The sequence below is a fragment of the Salipaludibacillus sp. CUR1 genome (genome assembly GCF_021028955.1).
Classification (GTDB): Bacteria; Bacillota; Bacilli; order Bacillales; family Salisediminibacteriaceae; genus Salipaludibacillus.
Window position 1 is genome coordinate 59,886 of sequence record NZ_JAIWPE010000039.1, and the last position, 20,366, is coordinate 80,251.

The 20,366-nt window shown below is 45.7% G+C and carries 19 protein-coding genes and 1 riboswitch; of the genes, 5 read left to right on the forward strand and 14 right to left on the reverse strand.

All coding sequences use genetic code 11. The features are described from left to right. Positions 1–5 precede the first annotated feature (5 nt). The 5 genes from pcrA to K8O68_RS09030 form a co-directional block, all read right to left on the reverse strand. Positions 6–2,255, reverse strand: coding sequence for a DNA helicase PcrA (gene pcrA, locus K8O68_RS09010; protein ID WP_230896568.1), 2,250 nt, complete (start codon positions 2,253–2,255; stop codon positions 6–8). 62 nt (positions 2,256–2,317) lie between these two features. Then, complete coding sequence (gene pcrB, locus K8O68_RS09015; protein ID WP_230896605.1) at positions 2,318–3,004, reverse strand: heptaprenylglyceryl phosphate synthase; 687 nt, start codon at positions 3,002–3,004, stop codon at positions 2,318–2,320. Between the two features lie 374 nt (positions 3,005–3,378). After that, on the reverse strand, positions 3,379–3,684 hold the full coding sequence (locus tag K8O68_RS09020; protein WP_093050547.1) for a YerC/YecD family TrpR-related protein: 306 nt from the start codon (positions 3,682–3,684) through the stop codon (positions 3,379–3,381). Between the two features lie 45 nt (positions 3,685–3,729). Then, positions 3,730–4,791, reverse strand: coding sequence for a DUF3048 domain-containing protein (locus K8O68_RS09025; protein WP_230896569.1), 1,062 nt, complete (start codon positions 4,789–4,791; stop codon positions 3,730–3,732). Positions 4,792–4,831: 40 nt separating this feature from the next. After that, entirely contained in the window at positions 4,832–6,580 is a 1,749-nt protein-coding gene (locus tag K8O68_RS09030; protein WP_230896570.1) for an adenine deaminase C-terminal domain-containing protein, read from the reverse strand. A 246-nt stretch (positions 6,581–6,826) separates the two neighbouring features. On the opposite strand from K8O68_RS09030, the gene K8O68_RS09035 reads away from it, so the two are divergent. The 3 genes from K8O68_RS09035 to K8O68_RS09045 all read left to right on the forward strand — a co-directional run bounded on the left by K8O68_RS09035 (position 6,827) and on the right by K8O68_RS09045 (position 9,282). After that, positions 6,827–7,072: a YgaP family membrane protein gene (locus tag K8O68_RS09035; RefSeq protein WP_230896571.1), complete on the forward strand. Its 246-nt coding sequence runs from the start codon at positions 6,827–6,829 to the stop codon at positions 7,070–7,072. A 24-nt stretch (positions 7,073–7,096) separates the two neighbouring features. Next, entirely contained in the window at positions 7,097–7,249 is a 153-nt protein-coding gene (locus K8O68_RS09040; RefSeq protein ID WP_177174254.1) for a hypothetical protein, read from the forward strand. 509 nt (positions 7,250–7,758) lie between these two features. Next, the gene (locus K8O68_RS09045) at positions 7,759–9,282 is read left to right on the forward strand and encodes an AbgT family transporter (RefSeq protein WP_304619093.1); all 1,524 of its coding nucleotides are present in this window, start codon (positions 7,759–7,761) and stop codon (positions 9,280–9,282) included. 44 nt (positions 9,283–9,326) lie between these two features. Here the strand turns inward: K8O68_RS09045 and K8O68_RS09050 are convergent, their stop codons facing one another. Both K8O68_RS09050 and K8O68_RS09055 read right to left on the reverse strand, forming a co-directional pair. Then, a complete protein-coding gene (locus tag K8O68_RS09050; RefSeq protein ID WP_093050563.1) occupies positions 9,327–9,515 on the reverse strand; it encodes a YjzC family protein in 189 nt (62 codons plus the stop codon). Positions 9,516–9,645: 130 nt separating this feature from the next. Continuing rightward, positions 9,646–10,776: an anti-sigma factor gene (locus K8O68_RS09055; RefSeq protein WP_230896572.1), complete on the reverse strand. Its 1,131-nt coding sequence runs from the start codon at positions 10,774–10,776 to the stop codon at positions 9,646–9,648. Between the two features lie 151 nt (positions 10,777–10,927). On the opposite strand from K8O68_RS09055, the gene K8O68_RS09060 reads away from it, so the two are divergent. After that, positions 10,928–11,587, forward strand: coding sequence for a LysE family translocator (locus tag K8O68_RS09060; protein ID WP_230896573.1), 660 nt, complete (start codon positions 10,928–10,930; stop codon positions 11,585–11,587). A gap of 127 nt (positions 11,588–11,714) precedes the next feature. Here K8O68_RS09060 and K8O68_RS09065 read toward each other — a convergent pair whose 3' ends face one another. The 4 genes from K8O68_RS09065 to K8O68_RS09080 are packed head-to-tail and all read right to left on the reverse strand — an operon-like array spanning position 11,715 to position 15,294. Beyond that, complete coding sequence (locus tag K8O68_RS09065) at positions 11,715–12,494, reverse strand: energy-coupling factor transporter transmembrane component T family protein (protein WP_093050575.1); 780 nt, start codon at positions 12,492–12,494, stop codon at positions 11,715–11,717. Beyond that, positions 12,478–14,091 (reverse strand): ABC transporter ATP-binding protein, encoded by a 1,614-nt coding sequence (locus K8O68_RS21610; protein ID WP_230896574.1) that lies wholly within the window; start codon positions 14,089–14,091, stop codon positions 12,478–12,480. The genes K8O68_RS09065 and K8O68_RS21610 overlap by 17 nt, the downstream gene beginning before the upstream one ends. Next, positions 14,072–14,677 carry an ECF transporter S component gene (locus K8O68_RS09075; RefSeq protein ID WP_093050578.1) on the reverse strand — a complete coding sequence of 202 codons (606 nt, stop codon included), beginning with the start codon at positions 14,675–14,677 and terminating at the stop codon, positions 14,072–14,074. The genes K8O68_RS21610 and K8O68_RS09075 overlap by 20 nt, the downstream gene beginning before the upstream one ends. Positions 14,678–14,691: 14 nt before the next feature. Then, positions 14,692–15,294: a Ykof family thiamine-binding protein gene (locus tag K8O68_RS09080; RefSeq protein ID WP_230896575.1), complete on the reverse strand. Its 603-nt coding sequence runs from the start codon at positions 15,292–15,294 to the stop codon at positions 14,692–14,694. Positions 15,295–15,478: 184 nt separating this feature from the next. Further along, positions 15,479–15,584, reverse strand: a riboswitch (TPP riboswitch). 182 nt (positions 15,585–15,766) lie between these two features. Between K8O68_RS09080 and K8O68_RS09085 the strand changes: the two genes are divergently transcribed. Beyond that, the gene (locus K8O68_RS09085) at positions 15,767–16,024 is read left to right on the forward strand and encodes a CGCGG family putative rSAM-modified RiPP protein (protein ID WP_230896576.1); all 258 of its coding nucleotides are present in this window, start codon (positions 15,767–15,769) and stop codon (positions 16,022–16,024) included. Between the two features lie 151 nt (positions 16,025–16,175). Here K8O68_RS09085 and thpD read toward each other — a convergent pair whose 3' ends face one another. The 3 genes from thpD to purD all read right to left on the reverse strand — a co-directional run bounded on the left by thpD (position 16,176) and on the right by purD (position 20,366). Further along, positions 16,176–17,108, reverse strand: a complete 933-nt coding sequence (gene thpD / locus K8O68_RS09090) for an ectoine hydroxylase (protein ID WP_230896577.1) — start codon at positions 17,106–17,108, stop codon at positions 16,176–16,178. A 1,271-nt stretch (positions 17,109–18,379) separates the two neighbouring features. Next, complete coding sequence (locus K8O68_RS09095; protein WP_230896578.1) at positions 18,380–18,706, reverse strand: YckD family protein; 327 nt, start codon at positions 18,704–18,706, stop codon at positions 18,380–18,382. Between the two features lie 364 nt (positions 18,707–19,070). Further along, positions 19,071–20,366 (reverse strand): phosphoribosylamine--glycine ligase, encoded by a 1,296-nt coding sequence (gene purD, locus K8O68_RS09100; protein WP_230896607.1) that lies wholly within the window; start codon positions 20,364–20,366, stop codon positions 19,071–19,073.

Here is a 20,366-nt window from a genome sequence, read left to right on the forward strand (position 1 = left end):
TCACCTTAACCTTTCGTAATCGGGGCAAATTTAGCGGCCAGCCGCTTCACGCCAACTTCAGGGAAAGCGATATCGAGTTCCACGTTCTCTCCGCTGCCTTTTAAGCTGACGACGGTTCCTGTGCCCCATTTTTTGTGAAGGGCTTTGTCACCCACTGCCCAGGCAAACGAGGCTCCCTGGGTGGTCGTTGTCTGAGGGCGCGGTGATGGCTTTCGAGGCTGCGGCTGAGGCCTGGCAGAGCTTTGTGCCGGCCTGCCACCGCCACCCGATCGGGACGTCTTCATCCAAGGCGGTGTCGCTGCCTGTGCCCTTCCGCCTTGCGCTTCTTCCACCAATTCATCAGGAATTTCACTTAAAAACCTGGAAGGCGGGTTCATATTCGTCCGGCCGTAAAGTGTCCGCATACGGGCCCGGCTCATATAAAGATGGCGCTCAGCACGTGTTATACCGACGTAAGCAAGACGGCGCTCCTCTTCCATCTCCACTTCTTCCATTAAAGCCCGGCTGTGCGGGAAGACGCCTTCTTCAAGCCCGATCAGGAAAACAACCGGGAACTCAAGCCCCTTTGCTGAGTGAAGGGTCATAAGAAGCAGCTTTTCTTCCGCTTCCTCATCGTCATCCACCTGATCGATATCTGCGATAAGCGCCAGATCAGTCAGGAAAGCAACGAGTGTTTTATCTTCATTCACTTCTTCAAACTCTTTTGCTACGGTTAAAAATTCATTTATGTTTTCCAGGCGGCCTTCTGCCTCTAAACTTTTATCATTTTTCAGCATGTCCCTGTAGCCTGTTTTCTCGAGAAGCTCTTCTACAAGTTCCATGACCGGCAGATATTCCTGCATCTGCACCCAGCCTCTCAACTGGTCGCCGAACTCGCTGAGCGTCTTTGTAAATCTGGCGCTCAGGCCGACCTGATCAATTTCCTGAATCGTCTGGAAGAGTGACAAATCATGATGGTTCGCGTACGCCTGAAGTTTATCAAGTGTCGTATTGCCGATGCCCCGCTTTGGAACATTAATAATCCGCCGCAAACTGATATCATCGTCCGGATTCGCCACAAGCCGCAAATACGCAAGCAGGTCTTTAATCTCTTTTCTGTCATAGAACTTCGTGCCGCCCACAATGGTATACGGCAAGTTGGATTTTACGAAAAGTTCCTCAATAACACGGGACTGGGCATTAGTCCTGTAAAGCACTGCAATGTCAGCAGCTGTATACTTTCCGCTGTCTATATGTTCCTTAATTTTACCGACCACATGCTGAGCTTCATCATGCTCATTGTCAGCCTCATAATAATTGAGTTTATCCCCGTCGATATTCTGTGTCCAAAGGTTTTTAGGCTTACGTCCTGTATTATGGTCGATAACTTTATTGGCAGCGTCAAGAATCCGTTTCGTGGAACGGTAATTCTGCTCAAGCATTACCACTGTAGCATTCGAATAATCTTTCTCGAACGACATAATGTTCTGGATGTCCGCTCCCCGCCACCGGTAAATAGACTGGTCAGAGTCACCAACGACACAGATATTTTTATGGCGGTCGGCCATCATATTAACTAACACATATTGTGCCCTGTTCGTATCCTGATACTCGTCTACCATAATATAGCGGAATCGGCGCTGGTAATACTCCAGCACTTCCGGCACTTGTTTAAAAAGCCTGATTGTCGTCATAATCAAGTCGTCAAAATCAAGCGCCTGATTTTTCTTCAGCTCCTTCTGATACGCTTCATACACTTTATGAACGGTGTCTTCATAATACCCGTTAGCTGTTTTTGCATAATCAGCCGGTGTCTTCAACTCATTTTTCGCCGAGCTGATTGACCCGAGAATGGAACGGGGATCAAACTTCTTCGGATCCAGATTCATTTCTTTGACAAGCCGCTTAATGACCGTTTTCTGGTCAGTTGAATCCAGGATTGTAAAATTCCGGTTGAAACCGATACGGTCGATATCCCTGCGGAGAATCCGCACACACATCGAGTGGAACGTCGAAATCCACATATCTTCAGCTTCGCCGCCGATAATGCTCTTCACACGGTCTTTCATTTCGCGGGCTGCCTTGTTCGTAAATGTAATAGCCAGAATAGACCAGTGCGGCACCCCTTTTTCACCGATTAAATAAGCAATTCTGTGCGTCAGTACGCGCGTCTTTCCACTACCCGCACCTGCCATAATCAGCAGCGGACCGTCTCCGTGCCTGACCGCTTCCTGCTGTTCAGGGTTTAATCCTTCCAATAATTCGTTTCTCATCATACCACCATCCAAACGTACGTTCTGTTTTGTTCTATTTTACTCTTTCCCGTGAGCTTATACAATTAATTTTTTACCGCGTTGACTGTTTTGAGCGCTGCCTTTAAATCGCTGTAAATCACATTGCCAACCACAATGGTATCTGCATGCTCCGCCATTTCTTCCGCCTGGGCCAGTGTTTCAATGCCTCCACCGTAAAAAAGCTGGGATTTCTCGAGCATCCCGCTTACTTCTTTCACAATTTCCGGCGAGCCGTACATGCCGCTGTACTCAATGTAGAAAATCGGCATATGGAATAACTGGTCTGTCATTCTGGCGTATGCCACAATGTCCTCTTTGTCCAGCCCGGTCACCGCATCAGTTAACTGAGCCACTTTTGAATCCGGATTAAGGACACAATAGCCTTCAGAGAGCACTTCATCAAAATCGATCATATGGCCGAATTCCTTAAGTGCCCGGTGGTGCAGACCGTTCAGCCAAGTGATGTGGCGGGTATTCAGGACAGACGGGATCAGATAATAATCAAATCCCGGTACAACGGCGCTGATCGTGCTCACTTCAAGTACACACGCCACACTGTAGCGCCGCACCCGCATGAGTAGATCCAGCGTGTTTTCCTCTGTCACATTGTCGCTTCCCCCGATAATTATCGCGTCAGTCCCCGACTCTGCCAGTTTTTCGAGCGACTCATCGTCGAGTGGCTTAGCCGGGTCTAATTTAAATACATGTCTCCATTCATGGTACGCTTTCATCATTCTATCTCCAATCATCATTGCATTTATCGTCTGAGAAATAGTATATCAAAAAATCAGGGCAGTCTCGATAATCGCGGTGTGAAAATTGTCAACTCGGGTCGCGGGGTGATTGTAATGATTCAAATTAGCTGATAGGAGGGGGTTTTTCGCTGATTGAATGGTGGTTTTCGCTGATAGAATCGATTTTTCGCTGATTGATCTCGATTTTCGCCGATTGACCCTCGGTTTTCGCTGATTGATCTCGATTTTCGCCGATAGACACCCTTTTCCATCGATTGCCTCCTCGTCCTGTGCGAAAAACACCCCCTCCCCCCCTCTCAAAACAACAAAAAAACCCGGCTGAAAAGCCAGGTCTCCATAAAAAGCGCTTTTTATTTGTCTTCTGATTTTTCATATACCCGGTCCAACGTGAATTTGTAGCCGTCGTTACCGTAGTTGATGCAGCGTTTCACACGGGAAATGGTTGCGGTGCTGGCTCCTGTGTCTTTTTCGATCCGCTGATACGTATCACCGTCCATGAGCATGCGTGCCACTTCAAGACGCTGGGCGAGTGACTGAATTTCGTTCATGGTGCAGAGATCATCAAAGAACGTGTAGCATTCTTCAACATCTTTCAGACTTAAAATCGCTTTAAACAGCTGATCTAGTTCTTTTCCCCGTAATTTGTCAATTTGCATGTCATGTATTCATCCTTTCTTTAATCGTGATGCTGGTAATTAAACTCAAGATGCGTCGCCGAACGATACGTCGTCTATATCTTCGACCAAATTAATCCACGTTTGTCCCGGTAAAAAATTCAGTGGTTCGCCGTCTTTAAAGGGGAAAATAACTCCGCCAACATTTTTCCACTCTGCTTCCACTGCACCTCCGTCATGAATCAGGTAGGCGCTGCCGCCTGATTCGATATCAATGTCCCGTCTTCCCTGGTCATCGACCACGCGGTGTGAAGCTTCTACAATAAATACATTCCTGGGCGCTACAGGCTCATTCGTCTCCAGGTCGTCTGTCCGTTCAGCACCGACCGAGCGGATATATCCCCCGGCCCCTTCATCGTAGGTAAATTGCACATCATTTACGCTGCTGTTGTAGCTGACTCCGATGACTGCTGCTTCCTGATCAGGTTCTTCCGGTTCACCGGAAAAAGGAAGCTCAGGCGGCCGGCGCTCTTTAAAATGCAGGCCGATATGATCAGATGCCTCCATTAAATCATCATAGGAAGTGTAAACATTATGGGGCGCTGAACGCCCGCTCGCCCTTTTGAAAAACGTGCCATCATAGTCCAGGGCGCTGATAACGTCCACAGCGCCTTGTTCAAATAAGTCAAACGCTCCAGGGCTGCCTCCGGCTGAGGCGTAGATGGCGTCGTATCCGTTATTCAAATAAATGTAGTAGTCTCTGGCACTTCTGACAGGCCCGATGCGGTCAGGCTTTTGACTATGGAAAAATGCCAGAAGACGTGTAATTCTTCCTTCTGAAAGCACTTCATAAACGACATCGGCCTGGTATAACCCTGATTGCGGGCGAGCAGACGCCGAGTTTTCAATCATGACTCCAAAAGCCCGGTGGTCTGCCTTCTCATCTGTTTTTATACCGGTGAGAGGGAAGGATCCGGAATATTCTATCATTTCGTTTTCTTCCGGGTCTGCGTCTGCTTCGTTTTGCTCGTCAGATCCTTCAGCTGTGTTTGGTTCGTCTATTATTTCTTCTTCATTACCCATAAAGAATATAAAGACTGCAAGAAGAGCTATTGCTATAACTGGTAAAATCACCTTAGGCAAGTTCATTTATTGGATCAACCTCTCAAAACCTGTTCACTTTTATAGTTTAACGCATAATCGAAGGAAAGAGTACCCTTTTCTTTTTAACGTCAAAAATTCCTTTTTGTGTAATTCTTACAAAAGGCAGGTGTGTAGCCGAGAAGAACAGCAGACTGTAAATCGGGTCCCCAAACGTATACCCTTTTTCAGCCAGTGCGGTTCTTAGACTTTCTTCTTCCTCAACAAGCCCGCCTTCCATTTCCAACGATGATAATAATCCGCCAATTGGCAGATGGACTGATGCTGTTACTCCTTCCCGGTCAAGGAGCACAATTCCTCCTTTCCGCCGTTTTAATTCCTGAAACGCATCGAGAAGACCTTGCTTGCTTTTTCCGATAAGAATTAAATCACCTGTGTTTGAAAAAGAACTTGCAAACCCGTATATATTTTTGGCAAACCCTTTGACAAGTGTTGAAACAAGCCATTCCCCTTTCCTGTCTATGAGCATCATAAAGTTCTCATCGGTGTCAGGCGGAAGCTCTTCCCGGGTAAGATCAAGAGAAATCTGGTAAGGCTTTATTATCACTTCATTAACCATTTCAAGGCCGAGCGGCATGGAAAAATGAAAATCCTGTCTTGTTAAATCCCAGTCAAGATTCAATTCGGAAAAACCGTAATTTTCCCACTCAAAAGAAACATCAGGGAAGCACGGCTGATTATTCTTACGCACCCATTCCCCTTTGGCAAGTACGTCCTCAGGAAGCGGGTTTTCTTTGCTTCCCAGGAAATTCAGGTTAGCTAAACGGCCCGGGGCGATCATGCCGATCACATCATCCATATGATAATGAGTGGCCACATTCACGGTCACCATGTTGACCGCTTCAATGAGCGGCACACCTTCTTCGACAGCGAGGCTGATAAGGTGGTCCATCATCCCATTTTTCATGAAATGGGGCGGGGAGCCGTCGGTGGTCATTAGCAGCCGGTCATACTGCCTGAAATTCTTTTCGTGAAGCTCCTGCAGAATAACAGGTAAATCCGGCCGGATCGATGAATATCTGAGAGAGGTAACCATGCCGGCATCCAGCCTTTTAAGGACATCATCTCCAGACATCGATTCATGGTCTCCATCCACCCCCATCATGGCCATCTGAGCGATCGTTTTCTCCCCGGCTCCCGGCAGATGCCCTTCGATCGGTTTACGGACATCTTTCGTTTCGAGCATCCAATGGAGCATCTGGTCGTCTCCATTAAGCGCCCCTGGCCAGTCGGTCAGTTCTCCGCCTTGCACGACGTAAGGATGGTCAAGCCATGCTCTCATATTGGAACAGGCAAACACATCATTGCTGTTTCGAAGCTCTGTCTGACCGTCATACCGTGCCCACCACAGCATCGTGGCAGGTGTCTTTTGCATCTCGTCAAGTAAAGTAAGCGCTTTCTTTTTGTCCAAATGAAAAAAGAACGGCATGTTGTCATTTATAAGAGTAGTCGTCCCTCTTTCAGATGCATACTTGGCCAGTGAGAGGGGATTATATAACTGAAACGGATGAGCATGGTGCTCAATATAACCGGGTACCACATACTGCCCTTCAGCATCATAAATCTCTGTGCTATCCAGCATTTTGGGCATGTCGGTCCCTGCATACACAATACGGTCATCGTGGATCCAAATGTTCCCTTCCATCCAGCTTTTACGAAAGCTGTTCAGGTAGGTGGCGTTTTTTATGACCAGTGTAGGTGCAGTTTTTCCTTGAACGACTGCCTGCTGCTCTCTTATTTGCTTTTTTGTCCAGTAATGGGAAAATCCTTTTACCATTTTTATCACCTATTCAGACTTCAGGATAATTGTTTCTTTATGTTGACTCATTCACAAGCGTGTTTATTAAAAAATACCTTCGGTAACGAATGTCAATAACACCAATAAAGAAACCGTTTTCATAATGGTAACATATTTCCCCTTTACAGGGCTAAAGATTAGATTAAATTTTTGTTAAAAAAGTTCTGTTAGTCTTTCACACATGTATTGAAGGAATGAATGGCCAATTTAAAAGGAGGATTTACCATGTTTAAACCTAACATTGGAACATTAAATGCCCTAATCAGAATTACCGGCGGGCTGATACTGTTGAGCTGGGGGACGGCCCAGCTCGTTAAACGCCCTTACAGAAACTTCCCTCTCATCTCTGTTATGGCAGGCGCTATGAAAGTGGCTGAAGGTATTACAAGGTTCTGCCCTGTCGTGTTTCTTTACGAGGAAAGAGTTCAGGAGCATGAAGAAGATGACTATTCGAATATTAATCCATCCTGAAAACACGGAAAGGACTGAGGCCCTATGAACTTGTGGGAACTGGCGACTGATTCCCTCTTTCTGTTTTTCTTCTTCTTCGGGAGCCTTGTCTTCGGAGCTGTCTTTTGGATGAGGCTGCACAGGAAGCAGAAAGCAGTAGAAGCGAGAGCGTCGCACACCATTCTAAAGAAAAAATGAAACGGTACAAGAAGTTTTCTTTCATTAAATAAGCCAGGCCACGCACCTTCAAAATGTGCTTTGGAGGTGCTTCTTTTTTTGAAGATAATACCCTATCCATTTACATGCTTCGCATCTTACGCTGCGGCTGGAGCCGGACAGACTGGCTCCAGCCGTTTCATATCGGTCTAATGACACTCTTTTGCCTCTTTTCATAATTTTACATACTTCCTCCCCCATGTCTCCTATTTCCCTGTCTTAGGCTCTGCCTTTGCCAGACAAATTCCTGTAATCCCCTGATATTACTAGAAAAGACTTAATGTGTCATTGACTGGATCATCCGGAATTATCTCAAAATAATCACTTAACTGAAATATTGCATTTTTCCCACTTTTTGAAAACGTGTTCAAATTTTACTTATAAACTTATATACTAGTGTCGAATAAAAGATAGGTGTAATAGAAAAATAACATGTAAGATGTCAGAATTTTAGTTTTTTTGTTACATCGGACTGAAAGGGGTTTTTCTTTTTGGCTTCAAAACGTAAAGGGATCTTTCAACGCTTTCTCGATATGGTGGAATTTGTCGGAAACAAACTGCCGCACCCGGTCACGCTGTTTGCTATTTTGACGCTGATTGTCATTATTTTATCCGGAATCGTTGCGGGTGCCGGAGTTAGTGTTGAACATCCTGGTGAAGAAGGGGAAATGGTTGAAGTTACGAGCCTGCTGAACGCTGAAGGCATACAGTACATGTTTTCCAGTATGGTTGATAACTTCATAGGGTTCGCACCGCTGGGCGTTGTACTTGCTACAATGCTGGGGATCGGGCTGGCTGAACGAACTGGATTAATCAGCGCATGCCTGAGAGGATTTGTGCTATCCGTACCAAAAGTTTTAATTACTGGGGGACTTGTTTTTGCAGGGATCATGTCAAGTGTGGCGTCAGATGCCGGTTATGTTGTTCTGCCGCCGTTAGGTGCTGTTATTTTCGCTGCATTAGGAAGGCACCCATTAGCCGGGCTGGCCGCTGCCTTTGCTGGTGTTTCCGCAGGGTTCAGTGCAAACTTATTCTTGTCTGCAACTGATCCGCTGCTCGGTGAGCTGACGATCTCAGCTGCGGCGATTATTGACCCTGCCTATGCAGAGGGTATGAACATCGCCATGAACTATTACTTTATTATTGTTTCGGTGTTTATATTAACCATCGTAGGTGCCTGGGTAACTGAAAAAATTGTTGAACCTCGCCTTGGTGAATATACAGGAGATTACCGTGAAGACTTAAAAGGTCTGGATCCGATTGAGAAAAAAGGTCTGATCTGGGCTGGAGTATCTTTACTGGCCGGGGTGATCCTGTTCGCTTTAACAATTATTCCTGAAAACGGACCGTTGCGGGCAGATGACGGCGGGATTATCCAGTCACCGTTTATGGATTCTCTCGTTCCAATTATTGCGATTCTGTTCTTTATTCCAGGTCTTTTCTACGGGCTTGCGACTAAAAACATCCGCAATGATAAAGATGTCGCAAACCAGCTGTCAGACACTATGGCTGCGATGGGGATGTTTATCGTCCTTGCGTTTACAGCCGGTCAGTTTGTAGCTTATTTCTCAGAAACCAACATGGGTCTCGTAATTGGAGTTTACGGTGCTGAAGCCCTTGAAGCAGCTAATCTCACAGGGATTCCTCTGATTCTCGGTTTCATTCTTGTGGCAGGTTTCATTAACTTGTTCATCGGAAGCGCCTCAGCCAAATGGGCTATGATGGCACCTGTATTCGTTCCGATTATGATGCAGCTCGGCTACTCACCTGAAATGACTCAGATGGCGTACCGTATTGCTGACTCAACAACGAACATCATTACACCGTTAATGACTTATTTCGCTATTATTATCGCCTTCGCTCAGAAGTACGATAAAAAGATGGGGATCGGGACACTTATTTCTGTTATGTTCCCGTATACGATTGTCTTTACAATTGCCTGGACGATCATGCTTATCGTCTGGATGTGGTTCGGTATCGACCTCGGTCCTGGCTCACCTATCTTATACGAATAAACATAAAAAGGTATTGGCATAAGAGCCAATACCTTTTTTCATGTTTAATTAACTTTTTTCCAGTAAGCCGCTTCCTTGCTTGAACGAAGTGGCGGGAAAGTGTCTCCGCTTTCCATGCTGATTTGCTGTTCTTCTTCGGATGGATCACTCTTCTTGCGTCCGTCTGTTAATCCATCAAATTCGTACGTACCGTTTTCCGGTGCTTTTTCACCTGTTTTGTAACGATCTGCCATGGTGTCCATCATCTCCTTTGAAGTTATAAATGATTCATAGGTACTGTACCACTATGAATCTTTTATAAACTTCCTATTTTGTTAATTTCCGATCTCTCAGGCAGATTTCTCCAAAAATAAGACTTCATATCTACTCCATCCAGTTCCAGAAACTGATCTCATCAACTTCCATTCGGGTAATTAGCGGTTCATCCTGAAGTTGAAGAATTTCTTTGGTCGGTCCCGTGATGACAGCTCCATAATGGAAAACTCCATAGTTTTCCAGAAAGTTTATCCTCTCTGATAACTTTAAATCCCCGAAATATAGATTATTTGCTTTTCGTTCATGCTCCTGTAAAAAATATAATGTTTTTAAAAACTGCTTATGAAGCACTTCCCCTTCTCCAGCGTTGTAATCAGGAGAGGAGAAACTCTCAGACACAATCCGGCTGCCAAACAGCCCCTTTTCTTCTTCTCTGGAATTTAAAATCATGTCACCCTCATGCCAGATTGGAAAACTGGGAAAACCGACCGGGTCAAAGACAATGCCCTCATCCCACTCGTCTTCAGCTTCTACTCCCGTATTAACAGCCAGCCAGGTTATATCAATTTCTTTATCTTCAAACAGCTGGAAGACTTCTTCTGTCTCCTGGAATTCCGCAAATGAAACAAAAGCAGAGACTACTGTCCCATCTGCAAGCTGCTCAAGTTTGTCCCATTCGGCCAGTTCCCAGCCTTCAGCTTCAGGAAGCACAAGAGCCGGGGTATTATGGGATACATGTCCAGTCTCATGTCGTTCAGGGAAAGACATTAACGAAAACCGGAAATTCACTTCCATATCGCCCGCTTTAATAGTGTCATGGCCAACTTGTTTGCTTAACTCCCTTGTCGTTTTCAAACCGAAAAACGGAGTGGCATTCGTACTCGTGGCACCGAGATACCCGTATGGATCAGTTACTGTCAGCGTATGGTCGATGACGTTACGGTAGTTATCTGCTCTGGAAGGGTCTCCCCAGGAGTAGTAGACAGCTGTCAGGACGCTGGACACAATCGAAAACACAAGAAACAGAGCTAACGCGATAAAGGCGGTTCGCAGGTGCTTCTTCCATTTCTTATTTCTGCTGCCGCCAGCTTTCGTTTCTTTTTTCTTGTTCTCCATTTTATCCAGATGATCCCGGTAACTCTTAAACTTTTCAAGTTCTTTCTTCATTTCTTCCATTTCATTTTCAGAGAGTTCTCCTCTTTCATAAGCTTCCAGTTTCTTTCTGAAGTCCTCACTCACTCCTGTCACGCCTTCCTTTTTTTTACTGTTAGCTTCATTATACTTTATTAGTTAATCTGGAGCGTTAGACCGCAGAAAAGTTTTCCCCTATTATTCTAATTTTTATAAAACGATCATCTACTATACAGACAAGCTTTATGGGGGTAAAAAGATGATCTTACTATTAATCAGACAAATTGTACTTGGTCTGTCTATTGCAGCACCCATTGGACCAATCAATATAGAAATTATCCGCAGAGGGATCAATCAGGGGTTTTGGCCTTCTCTCCTTGTAGGCGCCGGTGGAATGAGTGCCGATCTTATCATCATGTTTCTTATGTACCACGGTTTATCGGGGTTTCTAACACTTGAGGAGGTGCAGCTTGCATTACTGGTTTTCGGAGCGGGTGTTTTATCGTATACCGGTATCCAGGGTCTCCAATCACAGCCTCAGCTTTCAGACCCCTCCTTTAAAGAAATGAGAGAGCAAAATGAAAAGAGCAGCCTTCTCGGGTCTTATCTTACGGGCGCATCGATTGCTGCTTTCAACCCTTTAAACCTGCTGTTCTGGTTGGGTATTTACGGATCAGTCCTAAGCTCCACTTTTCAAAACGACAACCCGCTGCATGCTTTTTATATTAACAGCGCTGTATTTATCGGTATTGGTTTGTGGAACCTTAATCTCTCCCTCTCTGTCTTTTTTGGAAAAAGATTACTAAAAAAAAGCATTTTGAAAGGGATCTGTCTGGCAGCCAGCCTGTTTCTGGTTGGATGCGGCCTGTACTTTGCTTTTAAAGCAATCGGGCAATTCAGGACTGTGATAGGGATTTAAGAGTTGTTATTTATATGAGACGGAAGGCGGTAACACCTTTTTAATAAAAAACGCATGGAAGGTGGTTACCCCCGAAACTTAGATTAATACTCTAACTTTCGGGGGCAGTCCCAATCCATGCGTCTCTTTAAAACTGCCGGCCGAAAATATTTAAATAACCGAGCTGGTAGGAGGTGAAGACGACGAGGAAGAACGTCCCGACAATGCTTGCGAAAAATACCCAGTCTTTTTTTCCGACAGACATGTGGTGATAATGGGTTCTGTCATGAGAACCTGTGAACCCTTTCGATTCCATCGCAATAGCCACCCGCTCCGCCTTCCGGATCGCATTGGCCATCAGGGGGATTGCATAGCGGCGGAACTGGCGAAGGCGCCCTTTCACTCCTTTCGCACGTCCTACTCCTCTTATCCGGTGAGCCTGGCGCAGCACTTCAAATTCGTGCTTAAACGTCGGCAGAAACCGGTAGCCTGCCAGGATGCCGTAAGTGAGTTTTGGCGGCAGCTTGAACTGCTGCATCAAACTAAGCATAAACTTTGTCGAGTCCGTTGTTAAAATAAACATCAGCGATAAGGCAACGAAACAAAGTGACCTCAATGCCAGGCTGATTCCTACCATGACACCTCCGGTCGTTATTTCAAACCACCAGAATTCAAACAGCACCCGGCCGCCTGAAAAACTGTCGCTTGTATAAAGAGTGGTCATCCATGCAAAGCCCAACGCTAAAAATACGAAAGGCGTAAAAACAAGAAGCCACTTTTTTACCGGAATGGAACTGAACAAAAAAGTGAATGCGACAATAAATATTAAATACGTCAGCGGAGTGAAAATATCGAAGCTGAAACTTAAAAGGACCCCGGGAATGATGATAGCCACCATTTTCACAGCCGGATTAACGGACGAGATCATACACGTCACCTTCTTCTTTCTGCTGCCGTACGCGGTAAGGAAGCCGAAGTCTTGCTTGTTTCAGCAAGCTTTCCTTATCCCACAGCTGTTCGGGGGTACCGGAGAAAGCGAGATTTCCTTTGTCCAGCACAAAAACTGTTTCACAATACTGGTCAATGAGATCCATATCATGTGTGACAAACACAATCGTTGTCCCTTTCGCTTTCAAATCAAGAACAATCGACATTAATTCGTCTGTTGTTTTGGCGTCCTGCCCGAAAGTGGGTTCATCAAACAAAAGCACGTCCGGTGTCTCGTCCAGCATTGTAGCGACACTGAGCCGGCGCTTCTGCCCTCCGCTTAGAGAAAATGGATTATTCAAGCGGTGCCCTTCAAGCTGAAAGTGTCCAAGCAGTTCAGTAACTTTTTCTTTCATTTCTTCTTCCGGTGTGCCGTTCAGTTTCATCCCGAAAGAGAGTTCATCATAAACTGTGTCGGTAATAAACTGGTGCTCCGGGTTTTGGAAAACAAAGCCCATATGCTTACGCAGTTCTTCTTCACGCCACTTTTTCAATGGAGCGTCCTGAAACGTAACCGTCCCTTTATGGGGGCTGAGAATCCCAGCCATTAGCTGCAGGAGCGTCGACTTTCCTGCCCCGTTTTCCCCGGCTACAGCCACAAACTCACCTTTATGAAGCGTCATCGATAGATCTTGAAGAATCGTCCTCTCCTTACGCTTAAACGACAAATTTGAAATAGAAAGGGAAGGTTCCAGAAACTGGGGGGTCTGACCCCCCAGTTTCTGGGTGTTCTCCTCCATGACCTTTGGCAGGTGGATGCCTTCCGCCGTCAGGGTCTCTTTATATTCGGCAAAGACTTTGTCACGGGGGCCATCTGCAATCAATTTGCCGTGTTTATTCAGAGCAAGCACGCGATGGATGTACGCCATCCAGTCGTCAAGCTGGTGTTCAATGACTAATACAGCCATTTTCCTTTCCTGCTGAAGCTTTGCCACGAGCTGAATAAATTCAAGGCTCGAAACGGGGTCAAGATTCGCTGTAGGTTCATCAAGAATAAGCAGTTCCGGCTCCATTAAAAGTACTGAGGCAAGAGCGACCTTTTGCTTTTGGCCGCCTGAAAGTTCGTGAATTGCCCGGTACTTTACCTCAGTGAGCCCTGTAACTTCCAAAACAGCATCCATCCGCTCTGCCATGTCTTTTCTAGGCACTTTTAAATTCTCCATCGTAAAAGCCAGTTCATTTTCGACGGTGACCATACAAAACTGGCTTTCCGGATCCTGAAACACAATGCCGATTTTCTGATTCAGCACACCTTTTTCGAAACGGCTGATATCTTCTCCCCGGAAATAAACCGTCCCTTCTGCATACCCTTCCACGGCTTCGGGGTAAAGGCCGTTTAAACAAAGGGAAATGGTGCTTTTGCCTGACCCGCTCGCGCCTGTTAAAAGTGTCACTTCGCCTTCTTCCAGCGAAAAACTGACATCATTTATGAGCGGTTCAGATTGCTTTTTCTCATAATCAAACGAGAGGTTTTCTGTCCGTATAAGGGCTGGCTGTTTTTGAACGGGTGGAATCTGATTAGGAAGCCTCTTTTTCACGTTTCTCCTGCAACTCCTTTCCTAACGCATATCCGCGCAGGACACCTGTCTGGGCAAGCTGATCACTGATATATTTACCGAGCAGTCCTGCCAGCAGAGCCCCACTGAGGACACGCACAGCAAATGTAGCTGCGATAAGACCTGGTGTCAGTGCTGCAAGACCTGACTGGAACCAGCCCCAGGCGTAACTGAAGACGGCAGCAGACATCCCTGCGAGAACGAGCACGTAAAGAGAGAAATTACGATATCGTGTCGCCGCAAAAACAACTTCTGCGCCAAGGCCTTGAATCGCCGCCGAAATAATGAGGCGCGGCCCAGCCGGACTTCCAATCAGCACCTGGACAGTCCCTGCGATCAGTTCCGACCAGAAAGCGGCTCCAGGCTTACGGATTACGTAGGCAGCAATAATTGAAACAATAAACCAGATTCCAAAAATTACTTCATAGCCGAATGGCGCGAGGCCAAACGGCGTTAAGAAGTTCCTCAGACCCTGCCCGAAAAAATAAAACAGCAGGTAGATGACGGCAAACACGACACCAAAAATGGACATTAAAACAATTTCTTTAAGCTTCCATTGTTTCATCATGTCAGGTCCGCCTCCTATTTATCCTTAGTTGAAGGGCTGTTAGCAGAAACAGCCGCTGTCATCGTCACGTGGCTGCGCTCGTCTGTTTTTGAAGCATTAACAAACGCCTCTTCCAGAGTTTTAAATACTTCGTTTGCGTCGCCATCCAAACGGGAGGCGTAATGGACGCCTTTAGTGAACGTGCCGTGTTCCTGTGCCACGCTCACCTGGTCGGCAATTACCTGCATGTAATCAGGATTATTCATCGGGTAAAGCGCAAACTGGGAAGCTGCCTCCACCTGTTCATTTTGTGAACCGTCTTCATTTAAGCGGACATCATCCTCGGACATGTACGTGTCTCCTTCTGAATCGCCAGGGCAGCCAATGGAGAACGTTCCGTTAAATACGACATGGACGCCCGTCTTGGCGGCATGGATAAAAATCGCTTTAGCCACATCAAACACATGCTCACTTCGTCCGCGGATACACGTACTCACATCGTCGGTATAACTCCACACTTTTGAGGTGTCCACCTCTTCCAGCGCTCCTTTAATGACGTCAACGAAATTATCGGTCATAGGATACACCGAAAAACGGCACCCCACGATTCTGCTCATTCCACAACTTAAACCTTGCATACTGAATCCTCCTCTATGAATGTGTGATATAGCAATATGGTTACCAGTGACTCGCTAAGAAGGGGTTCCAGTAAATGGGGGGGCAGCCCCCCCATTTACTGAAAAATAAAAAAAGCATCTTCCATCAGGAAGATGCAGTAAAGTTCCACGCAGTAAAGAAAATACAAAAATTAAATCTGCTGCATGCAGCTTACCTGCACTTCCCCACGCTGGTATTATCCAGTTCGGGTTCAAAGGGTTAACAGGAATTTCACCTGTCTCTCAGCGTTATAGCACCCCTAGTGCGAACACGGTTATCATATTGTTACATCTATTGTAACGGCAGATGGCCGTTTTTGTAAACACTTCAGCCTTAGTAAAAACATAAACAGTCTCTCCTCTATTTCATAGAGCAGCAAATTATGACTTACATCACTGACAGCTTTTTATTCTCCCTTTAGACTATAGAAAATGAGACTGGGAGGCGTTAGACATGGAATTTAAAAACTGGTCAGCAAGCCTGGAACACGGTGAATATGCTAAAGACCGCGCTCTTGTAATCAGACACGCGATTGAAGCGATTGACGAAACAGCGGAAGGCTTTTATGTAAATCTTGTTACCCCTGATGTGTTTGGCAATCCCGCTGACTATCTTTTATCTGTAATTAAAGATAAATACGGCGATGCCATTGAAGCAAAGTACATCGACCAATGCGGCTGCGGCGGATATGTTTTGAGGGTTTTTAAATGAAATGAAGTTCGTTGAAATGTTTGCAGACGGATGTAAGCTGCCTGGTTTGCAGCATTACATTATTAAGATTTCTCTGCCAAAAAGTGCTTAAGCCGTGAACGATCCCTAAAAAAACACGCCTGCTCTCAGGCAGGCGTGTCCAGTCCTTCTATTAATATTTGCTTGAGTAACTTAAATTTCTGACTGGTTCAATAGGTTTGACGTTCTCGCGGTTAGCGACGAACTCAGGACGAGGCTCTTTTCCGCTGAACGGCTGTTCCAATTTGTTTTTAATAGAATTATAAACGAAAAAGACGTTGCTTCGCGGATATGGCGAAATATTTCCTGCTGACCCGTGCATCGTGTTGGATTCAAACAGAAGCACTGATCCCGCAGGTCCAGTCGCACGGTCAATGCGGCCGCCAGCCTGTTTGACAAGCCATTCCATACTCTGGTTGTCCGGCACGCCTATTTCCTGCTGCTGCAGGGATGACTTGTAGTTCTCATCAGGCGTTTCACCTGCAGTGGATACATACCATTTATGGGAGCCCGGTATGAGCATAAGCGGACCATTATATTCGTAGTTATCTGTCAGGATAATAGAACAGCTCAATGCTCTCATTCGAGGCATGCCGTCTTCCACGTGCCATGTTTCAAAATCAGAGTGCCAATAGAACTCTTTTCCTTTAAAACCTGGTTTAAAGTTAATACGGGACTGGTTAATATAAACCTGAGTGCCAAGAATCTGCTCACAAATGTTAACCAGACGCTCATTCTGGGACAGCTTTTCAAAGAAACCACCATCTTTGTGTACTTCAAAGATCGATCTGATTTCATTACTGCTTGGTTCTTTTATGACCTCATCAGAGTCACGGTCACGGTTGGTGTCCATTGTATATTGAAGCTCTTGTTTCATCATATTGAGCTGGGTATCATCGAAGAATTTTTCCAGCATAATATAACCGTTGTCTTCATAAAAGTCCAGTTCACTTTTTGATAAAGGACCTTGCTCATATGCCTCTTCGTTATGGATGACCGGGTCTTTTCTTTCAAAAATTGATGCTTTCTCACTTACTCTTGAAGGGTATAAATCTCGTCGTGCCATACCAAACATTCCTCCTGTAAAATAAACTAAAAATTTTTAAAAATCCTTCACGTTTTACAACTTGCTGATAAACCTCACAACTTTTCCACTGTCCAAAATCTATCATCCTCCAATCGTTAAATTGTCAGATAATTAGGATATCTTCATCCATCCTCCTCTTTCCACTTGTGATATATATAAAACATAGAACTAGCAAAATAAGACTTATGTCACACAATTGGTATAATTGTATTTATAAGGAAATCGGGTCGTTAGTCAGTATATTTTTTACTTCGCCTCAACCTGTCTGTTACTTCAAGGTGTTGTAATACGGTTAAAATCAGCTGTTTCTACTCCTCCTCTCTCATCTCCTCGACCGTCTCTTGAATTCATTAAGCCCTCCGAGTTTGCCGCTTTTTCCAGCTAAAAAAAATGACATATTGAATTGTCCAACCATCAATTCAATACGTCATTTCACTCTTTGTTCTATCAGTTTTTTTTATCTTGTTAAAAAAGTTTTACACTGAGGACATAAGGATTTCATATATCCATCTGGAATTTCATGCTCGCACTTGTCACATTTTCTTTTGGAAAATTCGCTGTGACCTTCGATTGCCAAATCTTTTTTTCTTGAATTTATGATATACATCATCACAACCGCCACTACTGCCAGGAAAAGGATGAACACCAAGAAGCCGGACATAAGATCATCTCCCTGTATTTTAATCACTTGCCCCACAGAATGACTACTGCCTCCCAATGACCCAAATCCAACCCGCCACTCCCCCCCTTTCGTCAAAAAATAAGGCCATCAATTTCCTATTCCCTGCCAATTAATTTGTTAAACATTTCACAAGGTATTTTTGGAAGATAAGTCTTTTTCGCCGGGATATAGTATTATAGGCAAATCAGTCAGGTGATTTTTGATAAAAATGCGGGGAAGTTTTTTACTAGAGAGTCAGATAAGAATTATTCAAAGTAACTGATAGAAGGGGGAAATTCGGCGATTGATTCTGTTTTTCGCTGATAGAATCATTTTTCCGCTGATAGAATAGGATTTTCGCTGATTGAACCCACATTTTCGCCGATAGGAACCGCATTTTCGCTGATAGAGGCACAATTACACCCATTTAATTTAATTTTCAACCGATTGAAAAGCACCCGCCTTGAAATGACTGCCTTTATCTTTGCCAAAATCAATCTTCTTTAACTGCAAAAGCAAAAAAACCGAACAAATCATATCACAAACGATTTGTTCGGCCCCCTTAATAATTACTTGCAGCCTCTTAACGTTAATTATCCTGTTTTTCGCTGTGGTGCGGGCGCTCCCAGTTAGGTATGAAACCGTTCTGTTCCAGTTCTTTATAAGCCCGTTCAAAGTGAGCAATAATCTGCTCTCCTTTTTCTTTAGTAAGAACGTTAAATTCCACATATTTGTTCACGATGTCCTTCTGTTTATTAAATGCTTCCCTATGAAGGGCCCCCATTTCCTTCTGCTGCTCCTCTGTTAATGTCACGTCCCTGTTAAAGCCTTCAGCGCCGGCCTCTGCGGGTATAAAAGCGGCAGTTCCTGCCACCAGAAATACTGCAGCCATTGCAGCTAACCAAAATGTTCGCATGCTTATCTTCTCCTTTACTTACAATTTGGTCATAGCTTGTGCAAGAGCTCCCAGGTTATACTTTTTCCGCTGACTTTTCCCTTATCTCGCTACAAACGGCCAGCCTTGCCCCTTTTAAATCTTTGCTTATCGGCCGGTTCACTCCAGTAAAGCCTTACACCACAGTCATAAGTGCAACATCGTCGCAAGGGATCTTCGGCTAACCCCTTCACGTCCTGTGAAAACGCCGAAGTCACCACATCCGTGTGGAAGTTCACTGTGTTTTCTTTACCCGAAAACTCCCATTAACTTCAAACACCAGCCAGGCCGCCACCTCCCCACACCAAAAAACCCCACCTTGCAAAAAGGTGGGGCTGCGGTTTCTCTATTTTAACTGATGAGCGATGTCTTTCCGGTAAAAAAGGCCGTTCCACGTTCCACGATTTAAGGAGGCGTACGTGCTTTCCAGCGCTCCGGTTAAATCAGGGGCCAAGGTTGACAGCAGCAGCACACGTCCCCCGTTTGTCTGCCACTGCTGCGAGCTTACTCCTCCGCCAGTCAGCTTTTCTGTCTCAGCCTTTTTACTGCCGGCATGGAACCACCGCTGCTTGTCTGGATCAGCAACATCAGGCAAATCAAACGGTATGCCTTTTTCGTAGCTTCCCGGATATCCTTCCGAAGCAAGAACGACTCCGACACAGGCTTCGTCTGTCCACTCCAGTTCAGGCTCTTCCCCTGACAGGACACGATCAATAACCTCGGCCAGATCCGACTTCAGCCTTGGCAGAATGACCTGCGTTTCCGGATCTCCGAAACGGGCATTAAATTCAATCACTTTCGCGCCGTTCTCAGTAATCATCAGCCCGCCGTAAAGGATGCCTGTAAATGGCACACCCTCATCTGCCATAGCCTCTGCCATTGGGCGCAGTACGGTCTCTTCCGCTTTCTTGAGCCACTCCCCGTCCAGGTGAGGGACAGGCGAATAGGCACCCATCCCTCCGGTGTTAGGTCCGGTGTCTCCTTCGAATGCCCGCTTATGATCCTGCGCTGTCACCATCGGGACAACTTTCCGGCCGTGAACGAACGCCATATAAGACAGTTCTTCGCCGCGCAGACATTCTTCAATGACAACAGATTCTCCGGCATCACCGAATTTCCGGTCGCCCATCATCTCATCCAGCGCGTTTAGCGCCTCATCGGCAGTTTCAGCAACCACTACACCTTTACCTGCTGCCAGACCGTCTGCTTTGACTACGATTGGAGCCCCCACACGCCTGACATAGGCTTTTGCTTCTTCCAGATCTGTAAACGTCTCAAATTCCGCGGTGGGAATGTTGTATTTTTTCATAATGTCTTTTGCAAACTGCTTGCTGCCTTCGATAGTGGCCGCCGCCTTTGAAGGACCGAAGACTTTAAGCCCTGCTTTTTGAAAATCATCCACCAGTCCTGCCACAAGAGGGGCTTCCGGCCCGACCATTGTCAGTCCGACCCCTTCTTTTTGGGCCAAAGAAATGAGCGCGCTGTGGTCGTTCTCCGGAACCGCCACTGACCGGCAGCCTGGTTCATCGTCAATCGCATCACTGCCTGGTGCCACCAGCACTTCGGACACTTTGTCAGACTGGGCAAATTTCCAGGCAAGAGCATGTTCCCGGCCGCCGCTGCCTATGACTAACACTTTCAT

What these genes read in the sequence shown, in the direction of transcription:
- pcrA (WP_230896568.1), bottom strand. Translation starts at nt 2,255, where the DNA reads ATGATGAGAAACGAATTATTGGAAGGATTAAACCCTGAACAGCAGGAA.
- K8O68_RS09020 (WP_093050547.1), bottom strand. Translation starts at nt 3,684, where the DNA reads ATGCAAATTGACAAATTACGGGGAAAAGAACTAGATCAGCTGTTTAAA.
- K8O68_RS09065 (WP_093050575.1), bottom strand. Translation starts at nt 12,494, where the DNA reads ATGATCTCGTCCGTTAATCCGGCTGTGAAAATGGTGGCTATCATCATT.
- K8O68_RS09025 (WP_230896569.1), bottom strand. Translation starts at nt 4,791, where the DNA reads ATGAACTTGCCTAAGGTGATTTTACCAGTTATAGCAATAGCTCTTCTT.
- K8O68_RS09050 (WP_093050563.1), bottom strand. Translation starts at nt 9,515, where the DNA reads ATGGCAGATCGTTACAAAACAGGTGAAAAAGCACCGGAAAACGGTACG.
- K8O68_RS09060 (WP_230896573.1), top strand. Translation starts at nt 10,928, where the DNA reads ATGATCTTACTATTAATCAGACAAATTGTACTTGGTCTGTCTATTGCA.
- K8O68_RS09075 (WP_093050578.1), bottom strand. Translation starts at nt 14,677, where the DNA reads ATGATGAAACAATGGAAGCTTAAAGAAATTGTTTTAATGTCCATTTTT.
- purD (WP_230896607.1), bottom strand. Translation starts at nt 20,366, where the DNA reads ATGAAAGTGTTAGTCATAGGCAGCGGCGGCCGGGAACATGCTCTTGCC.
- K8O68_RS09030 (WP_230896570.1), bottom strand. Translation starts at nt 6,580, where the DNA reads ATGGTAAAAGGATTTTCCCATTACTGGACAAAAAAGCAAATAAGAGAG.
- K8O68_RS09085 (WP_230896576.1), top strand. Translation starts at nt 15,767, where the DNA reads ATGGAATTTAAAAACTGGTCAGCAAGCCTGGAACACGGTGAATATGCT.
- K8O68_RS09035 (WP_230896571.1), top strand. Translation starts at nt 6,827, where the DNA reads ATGTTTAAACCTAACATTGGAACATTAAATGCCCTAATCAGAATTACC.
- K8O68_RS09095 (WP_230896578.1), bottom strand. Translation starts at nt 18,706, where the DNA reads ATGCGAACATTTTGGTTAGCTGCAATGGCTGCAGTATTTCTGGTGGCA.
- K8O68_RS09080 (WP_230896575.1), bottom strand. Translation starts at nt 15,294, where the DNA reads ATGCAAGGTTTAAGTTGTGGAATGAGCAGAATCGTGGGGTGCCGTTTT.
- K8O68_RS09040 (WP_177174254.1), top strand. Translation starts at nt 7,097, where the DNA reads ATGAACTTGTGGGAACTGGCGACTGATTCCCTCTTTCTGTTTTTCTTC.
- thpD (WP_230896577.1), bottom strand. Translation starts at nt 17,108, where the DNA reads ATGGCACGACGAGATTTATACCCTTCAAGAGTAAGTGAGAAAGCATCA.
- pcrB (WP_230896605.1), bottom strand. Translation starts at nt 3,004, where the DNA reads ATGAAAGCGTACCATGAATGGAGACATGTATTTAAATTAGACCCGGCT.